At 45.2% G+C, this 11689-nt stretch carries 7 protein-coding genes; all 7 read left to right on the top strand.

All coding sequences use genetic code 11. From position 1 onward, the window contains the following. Positions 1–25: 25 nt before the first annotated feature. Positions 26–3283, top strand: a complete 3258-nt coding sequence (locus tag AC1DCV_RS17975) for a condensation domain-containing protein (RefSeq protein ID WP_477024444.1) — start codon at positions 26–28, stop codon at positions 3281–3283. Between the two features lie 33 nt (positions 3284–3316). Next, the gene (nadE, locus tag AC1DCV_RS17970; protein WP_477024443.1) at positions 3317–4270 is read left to right on the top strand and encodes an NAD(+) synthase; all 954 of its coding nucleotides are present in this window, start codon (positions 3317–3319) and stop codon (positions 4268–4270) included. Positions 4271–4370: 100 nt separating this feature from the next. Beyond that, positions 4371–7574 carry an amino acid adenylation domain-containing protein gene (locus tag AC1DCV_RS17965; protein ID WP_477024442.1) on the top strand — a complete coding sequence of 1068 codons (3204 nt, stop codon included), beginning with the start codon at positions 4371–4373 and terminating at the stop codon, positions 7572–7574. A 46-nt stretch (positions 7575–7620) separates the two neighbouring features. Then, positions 7621–9267: a cyclic peptide export ABC transporter gene (locus AC1DCV_RS17960; protein ID WP_477024441.1), complete on the top strand. Its 1647-nt coding sequence runs from the start codon at positions 7621–7623 to the stop codon at positions 9265–9267. A gap of 41 nt (positions 9268–9308) precedes the next feature. Beyond that, complete coding sequence (locus tag AC1DCV_RS17955; protein ID WP_477024440.1) at positions 9309–10142, top strand: phytanoyl-CoA dioxygenase family protein; 834 nt, start codon at positions 9309–9311, stop codon at positions 10140–10142. 96 nt (positions 10143–10238) lie between these two features. Beyond that, positions 10239–11231 (top strand): TauD/TfdA family dioxygenase, encoded by a 993-nt coding sequence (locus AC1DCV_RS17950; RefSeq protein WP_477024439.1) that lies wholly within the window; start codon positions 10239–10241, stop codon positions 11229–11231. Positions 11232–11255: 24 nt separating this feature from the next. After that, positions 11256–11678, top strand: coding sequence for a hypothetical protein (locus tag AC1DCV_RS17945; RefSeq protein WP_477024438.1), 423 nt, complete (start codon positions 11256–11258; stop codon positions 11676–11678). The last annotated feature ends 11 nt before the right edge of the window (positions 11679–11689 follow it).

Raw genomic sequence — 11689 nt, 5'->3', positions numbered from 1 at the left:
CCAATCGAAATAAACTTACTCTGAAATGACTGTTGATAAACAATTTGTTCACCGGGTATTTTCAATGATCGCCAGCGCATCGCCTTCCGCTATTGCGGTAGAAGAAGAGGGCCGGCAGATTATTTATGCAGATCTGGAAACAGTATCTGGCCGGTTGGCTGGTTTTCTGGCCGGAGCAGGCGTTAAAAAAGAAGCCATTATCGGTGTTATACTGCCCTCCTCTGTAGAACTCGTGGCATCACTGCTGGGGATATTCAGGACAGGGGCCATATACCTGCCGATAGATATGCAATTTCCGGCGAAAAGGCTGCAGCAGATATTCTCCGTTTCAGCCCCGGAAATACTGATCATTCATCGCCCCTGGTTGGACGAAGTGCTGCATTTCATCCGTGAGTGGGATGTAAAGATGCCTGGTATTATTATTCCCGGCGACATGACTTCGGATGCTTCTATACAATGGATAGCACCCGGTCAGCCACCTGTGGACGTGAATATTGGTGCATATACGCCATTCAGTTATGAAGGTTCGCCGGAAGATGCCAACTACATATTCTATACTTCCGGCTCCTCAGGAGAAGCAAAACCAATCCTGGGCTGTCATATCAGTCTTAGTCATTTTATTCAATGGGAGATCAGGGAATTCAGTCTTAACGAAGCACATAAAATCAGTCAGCTTACAAAAATCACCTTCGATGCCTCGCTGAGAGATATTTTCGCTGCGTTATGTGCAGGCGGCACTTTATGTATCCCATCAGAAACAACCAGGAATAATATTCCGTTACTGATCCGGTGGCTGGACGAGCATGGTGTTAGCCTGGTGCACTGTGTGCCGTCATTGTTCAGGGTGATCATTAAAACATTGCAGGCCGGGACCTATAACAGTACGCTCCTTCCCCGGCTGAAGTATATTTTGCTGGCAGGAGAAGTGTTGTATTCAAAAGATATCAGCGATTGGAGAAAGGCCGCCGGTATGAGCGCGGAAATTGTGAATTTGTATGGAGCTACTGAAACCACTCTGGTGAAAACCTTTCACCGTATCCGGGAAATTTCAGCGGAGGCATCACAGCCCGTACATGTGGGAGTGCCAATAGATAATACGCTTGTGGCGATCATCAACGACGGCGCCTTGTGCCGCATAGGAGAGATTGGCGAGGTATATATAAAGACACCATTTGCAACAAAAGGATATTATAAGAATGAAGCCCTTACCGGAACTGTGTTTGTACAGAACCCACTGTTGCCGGACAGGGAAGATATTGTATTCAGAACAGGAGATATGGGACGATATCTTCCGGGCAGAAATATTGAAATACTGGGGCGTCTCGATAATCAGGTGAAGATAAATGGTATCCGGTTGGAATTGAATGAAGTGGAACAAGCGATGATGCAACTGGATGGTATGGAGCAGGTAGTAGTTAAATTTCACAAGACTACAGATGATCTGCAAATGCTGATTGCCTACTATACAGGCCGGCAGACCACTGGTGAAATGCTGCGGGATTTTCTCCGCAATTCACTGGCCGATTATGCCATTCCTGCACATTTTATCTGGCTGGAAGAATTTCCGCTGAACCTGAATGGAAAAATAGACAGAAGATCCCTGCCCTTGCCCGAAGCAATTATTGAGTCGGTTGAATATGTGGCGCCGGAAGGAGAGACAGAGATTAAGATTGCTGCCATCTGGAAATCGATCCTCGGACTAAAGCGTATCAGCAGAACGGCTTCCTTTTTTGCTTCCGGTGGACACTCCCTGCTGGCCATTCAGCTTTTATCAAGGATCTATAGCGATCTGCAGGTAGATTTAAAAGTCGGCGACATATTCGCGCATCCTACCATAGCACAACAGGCCGCCCTGATCGCTGTTTCCGAAGCCGCATCGTTCAAAAGTATTCCCGCAGGCCCCATCAATAATGGACTGCATGAAGTCTCCCGGGGCCAGCACAGATTGTGGACACTTGCCCGGCTGGAAGAAGGCAGCAATGCCTATAATATGGCAGGCGCCTATCTGCTGAGCGGACATCCTGACCTTAATGCCCTTCAACAGGCTTTCAACGCTTTTATCGGCCGGCATGAAATATTACGTACTAATTTTATACCCGATGGTGCCGTGCCGAAACAACGGGTGCATATGGCCAGTCAAACAGATTTTCATATCAGTTATCACGACTACAGCAACAAGGGATATGCTGCAGATGATCCGTTTATTATATCACTGATAAATGAAGAAGCAGCCCGTTCTTTTGACCTTGAAAATGACCGGTTGCTGCGTGGAACATTACTGCAAATAGCACCGGATCAATACGTCTTTCTGCTTGTCATGCATCATATAATTTCTGATGAATGGTCTATGCAGATCCTGGTGCGCGAGGTAGCAGCCCTATACAATGCTTTCCGTAGCGGTGACAAAGCCGATTTGCCGGAGTTGAAAATTCAGTACAGGGATTTCGCTTCCTGGCATAATAAATTATTACACGCTGCAAAGGGCGAAGAAAACAGGCAATTCTGGCTGCAGCAATTTGCAGATACACCGCCAACATTAAAACTACCAACTGATTTCGTGCGTCCTGAAGTGTTTACCTCGAATGCAAAAGCATTGTCCTTTGTGATCAGTGAAAATAGTGCTGCACAATTGGTAACGCTTGCGCAACAACAGGAAGCCACGCTTTTTATGGTCCTGCTTTCAGCCGTATGCGCGCTCATTTACCGCAAAACGGGGCAGCGTGATCAGGTGATCGGCTCTCCCATGGCAGGAAGAATCCATAAAGACCTGGAAGACCTCATGGGCTTATTCATCAATCCACTGCCGGTTCGTGTCCGTTTCCCGGAAGCCTCGCTGTTTACAGACCTGCTGGAAGTAGTAAAAAAGACCACGCTGTCAGTATACAATCATCAGCTTTATTCGCTGGACATGCTATCTGCCGATCTCTCTATGAAGAGAGATTTTAGCCGCTCCATGTTTTTTGATGTTGCGGTGATGCTRCAGAATGTAAGTGGGCGTAATGATGGACAGCAGGCGTTTGAAGGATTATACGTGGATTATCTTCCGCTGGACGTGGTAAGCAAACATGACTGGGAATTCTACTTTGTGGAGGAAAACGGTGCCATCCATCTTACCATTATTTACAATACTGATTTATATATGCCGGATACCATAGCGTTGATCGGAGCAGAGTTGTTACAGATACTTGAATCCGCGGCAACCACACCGAAATGCCGGCTGGATGAAAACGATACTAGCACTATGATTGCAGAGAGGACGCAGCCTATCAGCAACATTTTTTAATAAATTATTTCTCCCGTAATCAACTTCTCCAAAATGCATTACACATTCGATGTCGGAAAGGAAGCAGACCGTATTATTGCGGAAATAGAACACCAGGTATTTTATACTTTTTACAGGGCAGGAGCAGTACTGGGGATTTCCGGTGGGATAGACAGCAGTGTGGTGGCGGCACTCGCTGTGCGGGCCCTGGGCAGAGATAATGTATTGGGGCTGCAGATGCCGGAACGCGATTCCTCTCCGCTCACCACCGATTTGTCAACACTGATAGCGAAGCATCTTGATATTATCACCATCGAGGAGGACATCACGGCCATGCTCGCAGCATCACCCTGCTATACCATGCGTGACAAAGCCATTCAACAAATCATCCCGGAATACTCGGAGTTGTACAAGTGCAAAGTCGTGAATTCAAGTTTGCTGGGAGAAGAGCAGGGGAATATTTTTTCAATTGTAGTCCTTTCTCCCGAAGGAAAGGAAACACGAGCCGTGCTGCCGGCGGAGGTGCTCAGAACTATTGTAGCCGCCACCAACAACAAACAAAGGGTACGTAAGCTGCTGGAATATTTTTATGCCGACAAACACCACTACGTTGTAATGGGAACACCGAACCGCCTGGAATATGAACTTGGTTTTTTTGTGAAAAACGGAGATGGTGCGGCAGACATGAAGCCTATAGCACATCTGTACAAGCATCAGGTATATGAAATGGCGAAATACCTGGGCATCCCCGATATTATTCAAACAACGCCTTCTACCACCGATACCTATTCGCTGGAGCAAACCCAGGAAGAGTTTTATTTCGCCATGCCTTTGCTGAAACTTGACCAATGTCTGTATGGCAAAAACAACGGGCTGCCGGTAGCGGAAATAGCCGGTAGCACAGGTCTTACCGAGAGTCAGGTGCAGGTGGTATTCAACGATATTGATCAAAAGAAAATACTGACGGAATACCAGCGCTTAAATCCGGTGATGATAGGAGATATGTAAGCGCTGCCTGCGAATACAATTTTATTAACGCATCATTTCATAGCCTGATATGCGGCATATGCAATCTGCCTGCCCTGGCGCCAATTAATGATTGATAACAATGAATAAGGAATTTGTACACAGCGTTTTTGAACAACAGGTGGCCCTGTCGCCGCAGGCGATTGCCATAGAGCATAGTGGACGTAAAGAAACCTATGACCGGTTGAACAGACAGGCCAACAGAATTGGCCATGTACTACAAACCATCATACACCCTAAAGGTGTAACCGCAGTATTGCTGGATGCGGACCCGCTTTACATCAGAAGCATTCTGGGTGTACTGAAATCAGGAGGTGTATTTATGCCTATGGATGCGCATATGCCGTTGCATCGTTTACAGCAGATGCTGGAGCAAAGCAAGGCATCCGTATTAATCACCTCGGAAAAATTGCTGCCCCTGGTGGAGCGTCTCATAGAAAATACACCGGTGAAATGGTTGATGTTCTTGTCTGATAACGATATTCCGGTTAAAGTGTATGAATGGAAAAATGATTATCTGCATGAGGTGTTTATAAGCCAGGGAATCGTTAATAATGAAGAAAACCTCCCGTTGCTGAACAGCGGTGAAGATGGTAACTATATCTTTTTTACCTCAGGATCTACCGGCGTACCAAAGGGCATACAGGGAAAACATGTGAGCCTGTCCCACTTTATCCATTGGGAGATGAGCGAAATAATTAACGGCAGCAAGGTAAAAGTGAGCCAGCTGACACCGGTCACATTTGATCCTTCACTGCGGGATATATTTCTTCCGCTTTGCTCAGGAGGTACCTTATGTATGCCGGATAGCGCAGACAGGGAAGATCACCTGGCATTACTGAAGTGGCTGAATGATGCTGCGGTAACGGTGGTGCATATGGTTCCATCATTGTTCAGAGCACTTATAAAAACAATGAGCAGCCTGCCTGATCCATCTTCCTGTCTGCCGTCACTAAAATATATATTACTGGCGGGAGAACCACTGTATGGCTACGATGCCGTTAACTGGTACCGGTTGAAGGGAACATCAGTACAACTGATCAACCTGTATGGTCCTACTGAAACCACGCTTGCCAAATTCTTCTACAGGATCAGCGATTACAACCAGTTACTGAAAACGCCGAATGTAAATATCCCGGTTGGTAAACCTATCAGCAACACGCTGGAAATGGTTTTCAGCAATGGGAATATTTGTAAGAACGGGGTAGTGGGAGAAGTATATATCATGACGCCTTTTATGAGTAAAGGATATATCGATGCCTCCCTCAATGAAAATGCTTTTGTACAGAACCCGCTGCATAACAAATACACAGATATAGTATATAAAACAGGGGACCTTGGAAGATATCTTCCTGACGGAAATATAGAACTGGTGGGAAGATTGGATTTCCAGGTGAAGATAAATGGCGTCCGCGTAGAGATAGAGGAGATAGAATACCATCTGCGGAGCATTGAAAAAATTGCGCAATCAGTGGTGCTGGTAAAGGAAATGCGGAATGGCGAAAAGAAACTGGTATGTTATTATGTAGGAAAGGAAACGCTGGATGAAACAGCATTGAAAGAATACCTGGAACTATACCTTCCCGGATCTATGATTCCTGCCTACTTTATTTCACTGAAAGAAATGCCGCTGTTACTCAACGGCAAGATTGATAAAAAAGCGCTGCCGGATCCGGTGACAGCCGCTGCGGCCGACTTTGAGCCACCGGCAACGGATATGGAGAGAACGCTCCATGAAATATGGAAGGATGTATTTCACGCAGACCGTATCAGTGTACTTGATAGCTTTATTAGTCTGGGAGGAAACAGTCTCAATGCCATCCAGGTAATGACGAGAATTAACGGAAGCCTGCAGGCGGGGATCAGACTGGGAGATCTCCTGAAACTGACAACCATACGGAATATCGCAGCGGAAATTGACAGAAAAAAAAGGAGTAATGGTAAAAACATAGAGCCGCTGGGAGAACAGCCGTTTTATGAATTGTCGTTCCTGCAAAAAAACTACTGGCTGGCAGAAAAGATGAGCGATGGTAACAACGCTTTCATGATGGCTGGTGCTTATCTGCTGCAGGGGCAGCTCGACAAAGACGCTTTTGCAAAGGCGCTGCTGACAGTAGTAGAAAGACATGAAATATTAAGAACGGTTTTCCAGACAACAAATGGAGAACTAAAACAGGTGGTGAGGCGCTGGGATACCGGGAGCTATGATTTGCTATTTGAAGACCTGAGGCAGGAAACAATCAGGATACAGGACATTGCAGACAACGAAATGAAAATTCCTTTCGACCTGGAAAACGGTCCTTTGTTCAGAACCCGGCTAATACAATTGAAGGATGAGCAATATGTTTTTCTGCTCAGTATGCATCATATTATTTCAGATGGTTGGTCAGTAACCATATTGATCAGGGAAATACTGATGCTCTATAATGCTTATCGGGCCAACAGGAGTAACCCGCTCAAATCTTTACACGTGCAGTATAAAGACTTCGCTGCCTGGCAGAATGCCCGGCTGAAAAATGGTGTCATCAGCGATTCGCGTACTTTCTGGCTGAACAAGTTTGAAAAGCTGCCGGAGTCGGCCGGGCTGCCATCAGATTTTCCACGACCTGAAAAAAGATCTTTTAGGGGAGATACCATCTCGCAACATATAGATGAGCAGCTGACGAGCAACCTGAAGGAGTTCAGCAAAACTTATGGTGTAAGTCTTTTCGTATTGGTTACAACGGCGCTGAAAACATTGCTGTATAAATATACCGGACAGGAAGACATTGTAGTGGGTACTGCCGTGGCCGGCCGTGATCACCCAGGGCTGGAAGAGCAGGTAGGACTGTACACCAATAATCTGGCACTGAGAACAAAGGTGAGCGGCGAGGAAAGTTTTCTGGATTTACTACAGTCTGTAAATAAAGATGTGCTGGAGAGTCTTAATCACCAGTCCTATCCTTTTGATTTGCTGGTAGAAGAACTGAAGTTGCAGCGTGATTTTGAAAGATCACCCTTGTTCGATGTACTGATACTGGTGCATAATTTTGAATCCCTGATGAATGAAGACAGCCGGCTGGACGGCCTTCAGGTGGAAGAGATTCCACAGAACATCAAAGCCAGCAAATTCGATCTCAGTTTCATTTTTTGGGAAGATGGCCCGTACCTCAAGATGGACATCGAATATAATACAGATATTTTTCGCGCGGAAACTGTATCCTGGTTTAAAGAGGCACTGGTAAATATTCTGAAAGCCGGTGTGGATACACCTGCCGTTTCAATATCTGATCCGGTACTATTATAAACAATTGAGCATATTCTGCTTTTAACACTTCTTATCAACTATCTGTATGGATCTGTCAAAAATCTTAAAAAAGCGGTCCCGGAGTTTCATATTTTTTATGTTACTACTGGGAGGCGTCAATAGCCTGTTGTATACTGCAATACTTGCACTGATCGACCACAGTATTGGCAGTGGCCAGGCGCAGGCCGGCAATAGAAACTGGATGCTGTTTGCCGGAATGGTGCTCTTGTCTTTTTTTATTTCAAGGGTTTTTCAGGGATATATCATCCGGCTTACACAAAATGTATTCTTTGAGTTTGAAATGCTGCTGATCAATAAACTCCGCCGGGCCTCCTATCAGAAGGTTGAGCAGATGGGCAGTGAAAAGCTGTACACTGCAGTAGGAGATATCCGGACATTGAGCGGATTGCCGGAAGCATTTATGCAGGCTTTTAATTCTGCCATTATCATCATTTGTTCGCTGGTATATATATTCTTCATTTCTCCCTGGGGCGGCGGAAACATATTGGTGCTGATGGTTGTACTGGCGGCCATTTACGTTTTGAGAAACAAAATCATCATGAAGGATCTCAACAAAATAAGAGACCTGGAGAATATACATTATCGTTACCTGCATGATCTGCTCGAAGGATTTAAGGAAATTAAAATGAGCCGGCGGCGGAGTAATAAGCTTTTTGAACGTATAGGCGAGAACAGACTTAATAGCAAACAGCTTAGTATCAAAACCGGCATCAGGTATTTAACCAATGAGCTGATCGGCATCTATAGCTGGTATGTAGTACTTGGTATGGTGTTATTTGTTTTACCAATGATATGGAAAATGAATGCCGCCGATATTTCCTCTTTTATCATTGTTGTGCTCTACCTGATGGGGCCCGTTGCCCGGTTGGTGGTCTTCTTTTCCTATTATTCCGGTTCTTTTATCGCCGTAAAAAGACTGAAAGATTTTGACAAAGAAATTGATGTCCCCGATCCGTCTGCGGCAACTGATGATGAGGTGACGGTTGTGACGACGCAGGAGTTCAGGAAAATTCAATTTGACAATGTGGTATATGAGTACTTTGACGCCAAACATGAGAAAACTTTCAACTGGGGACCGGTGGATTTCACTATTAACAGGGGCGAGATCGTATTTGTGACGGGAGGGAATGGCAGCGGCAAGAGCACTTTTGTGAAATTGTTTACAGGACTGTATTCACCGGTACGGGGACATGTTTATTATAACGATGACATTATTACCAGCCAGGATCTGGCTACCTATACGGAGGAAATATCTGCCATATTTACCAACAATTATCTTTTCTCCGAGAACTATGATGACTTTGACCTGAGTACCAGCAACAGTGAACTGGGGAAGTTCGTCCAAATGCTGGAAATGGAACAGCTGATCCGTTTTAAAAGCAACGGCACCATCGATGCCAGTCTTTCGAAAGGCCAGCAGAAACGCCTTGCACTGATATTTTCGCTGATGGAGAAAAGAGACATCCTTATCCTGGACGAATGGGCGGCAGAGCAGGACCCGCGCTTCCGCGCCTACTTTTATAAAGTGCTGATACATCAGCTCAGGGCACTGGGAAAAACCATCATCGCCATTACGCACGACGATGAATACTATGAATATGCCGACCGCTTAATCAAATTTGACTACGGCAGAATATTGGAATTTGAGTATAGCAAAACGGAAAAGATATAGCTCCGGGAATATCTGATCATTCAATAATTAAAATGCTTTTTATGCATCTGACAGTTGCGCAAATAGAACAATACCACGAAAACGGTTACCTRCTGCTGGAAAACGTGTTTAATGCAGGAGAAGTGGATCATATCCGCAAGGAGATGATAAAAGTAATTGCAGAGGATAGCCCGCGGCGGATATTGGAGAAAAACGGGTCTGTCCGTTCTTTTTTTGCACCCGATCATACCAACGAAACTTTCAGAAGGATCGTTTGCCTGAAACGGATGGTGATTCCATCCAGTCAGCTGATCGGATCAGATGTATATGCCCATCAGACAAAAATTAATTCTAAATCGGCGATGATCGGCGATTGGTGGGAATGGCACCAGGACTACACATTCTGGAAAAATGATGATGGCATGCAAACGCCGGATGTGCTGACCGCCATGATCTATCTCAGTGATACAAATGAATTTAACGGGCCTATGCTGCTTATCCCCGGTTCTCATAAAACAGGTACTGTAAATGACGAAGAAAACAACGCTCCCAATGGCGATAACGACAATGAATGGTTTGAGAATTATAAGGCCAGCACCTTTTATATGACAGCGTTGACGGCAGATCTCAAATACACCCTGAAGCAGCATGAAATTGCGAGATGGGCGGAGCGGAAAGGAATAGTGTCAGCTAAGGGACCCGCCGGTTCGGTGTTGTTCTTCCACGGCAATGTATTTCATGCTTCTTCCAATAACCTGTCGCCCTGGGACAGGCATACCTTCCTGGTAACCTACAACAGTACCAGCAATACATTGACTGAGGTAGAAAGACCAAGACCTGCATTTATAGCCAACCGTAATTATGAAAAAATACTCCCGCTTTATGACGGGCTGTAGTTTATAAAAGACATCATTACCTGCTGATAAATCATACGCATACCTGGCATGTTACAGGAGATCTATTTTTAAGAAACTTGTAAATCAATATTTCCGATGAACGCTGATGATTATAAAACGGAAGAACTGCAACAGGCAGAACTGATCAACGGAAACACCGTGTTGAAGCCAGAAAGCCCCGGTCTGTACCCTGTTATCGTACATTGCCTCGCTGCTGACAGTTTTGTTCACTGGCTGAAGGAGAACAAAACATTCCTGGATAACACTCTTTCGGAGTATGGGTCTGTTTTATTCCGTGGTTTCCCGGTAAAAGATGTGCATGGATTCCGGGAAATTTTACCGGGACTTTTTGATAAAGAAATAGCATACAAGGAAAGAACCTCGCCGCGGCATCCGATAGTAGGTCACGTTTACAGTTCCACAGATCATCCCAGCGACCAGGTGATCCAGATGCATACGGAATCTTCCTATGCTGCTGTATTTCCGAACAGAATCTGTTTTTATGCACAAACGCCGCCTTTGGCAGGTGGAGAAACGCCTATAGCAGATGTTCGCAGGGTAGTTGGCTTGTTGAGTGCTGCTACCATTGAAAAATTCCGCCACCTCGGGGTAAAGTATGTACGTAACATTATGGATGGAGCAGGACTGGGTTGGAAGGAAATTTTCCAGGTAAATTCCGGAGAGGAACTGGAAAAAGTGTTGACAGGATCAGGTATGCAACATGAATGGGTGAAGGAAGACCATCTGCGGATAACCTGGACAAGGCCCGCATTTCAGCAACATCCCGTTAATGGAAACAGCGTATGGTTTAACCATGCTTTCTTTTACAGCAAGTCCCTTATTGATGAATATATACGTGAAGTAATACCTGATGAGGAACTGCCATTTGTTAGCTATTATGGTGATGGGAGCGAAATTGAAGACCAGGTGATCCATGAAATCAGTAACGCCTACGATAAAACGAAGATCGTTTTTCCCTGGGAAAAAGATGATGTACTGCTGCTCGATAATATGCTTTTTGCACACGGAAGAATGTCTTTTAGGGGAGAACGGAAAATACTCGTAGCGATGGGTAATCCGGTAGGATAAACTTCTTCATGAAATATTATTATAATGAATACAGCCGGCTTAATCCAGGAGGCCATCCTGAATGGGAGCTTTCATCCGGTGATATATTCACTGTCTGATTTTATGCTGGAGCCGGAAGTCCACAGCAAATTTGTGTTCCCCGTTTATAAAGAGTTGGTGGACTATTGCAGGAACAGCCGGATGGGGGAACTGGATGCAAGTCAGGAAGAACGGGAGGAGGCAGATCGGTGGTTAAGGGCACAGGGTTTGAAAGAGGCCGAATATCTTGTCGTGATGCTTGATTCCACTTCCGACAGGAATAAGCTGATGAAGATTAACACCTATTTCGAATTTCTTTCGGCTCTGCTTACAATCGATAATATCAGGATCCTGATTTTTGATGAAAACAATAATGCCTTGTCGCCTCTACCCACACAAAACTGGTATTTGGCCCATGCACAGGATTGATTCATTGCGCA

This window comes from Chitinophaga sp. 10T418 (assembly GCF_056394125.1).
The sequence above is the reverse complement of the archived record's forward strand: the minus strand, read 5'-3'. Positions and strand labels throughout refer to the sequence as shown.

Coding starts and splice junctions, on each gene's coding strand:
- AC1DCV_RS17965 (WP_477024442.1), top strand. CDS start 4,371: ATGAATAAGGAATTTGTACACAGCGTTTTTGAACAACAGGTGGCCCTG.
- AC1DCV_RS17950 (WP_477024439.1), top strand. CDS start 10,239: ATGAACGCTGATGATTATAAAACGGAAGAACTGCAACAGGCAGAACTG.
- AC1DCV_RS17960 (WP_477024441.1), top strand. CDS start 7,621: ATGGATCTGTCAAAAATCTTAAAAAAGCGGTCCCGGAGTTTCATATTT.
- AC1DCV_RS17945 (WP_477024438.1), top strand. CDS start 11,256: ATGAATACAGCCGGCTTAATCCAGGAGGCCATCCTGAATGGGAGCTTT.
- nadE (WP_477024443.1), top strand. CDS start 3,317: ATGCATTACACATTCGATGTCGGAAAGGAAGCAGACCGTATTATTGCG.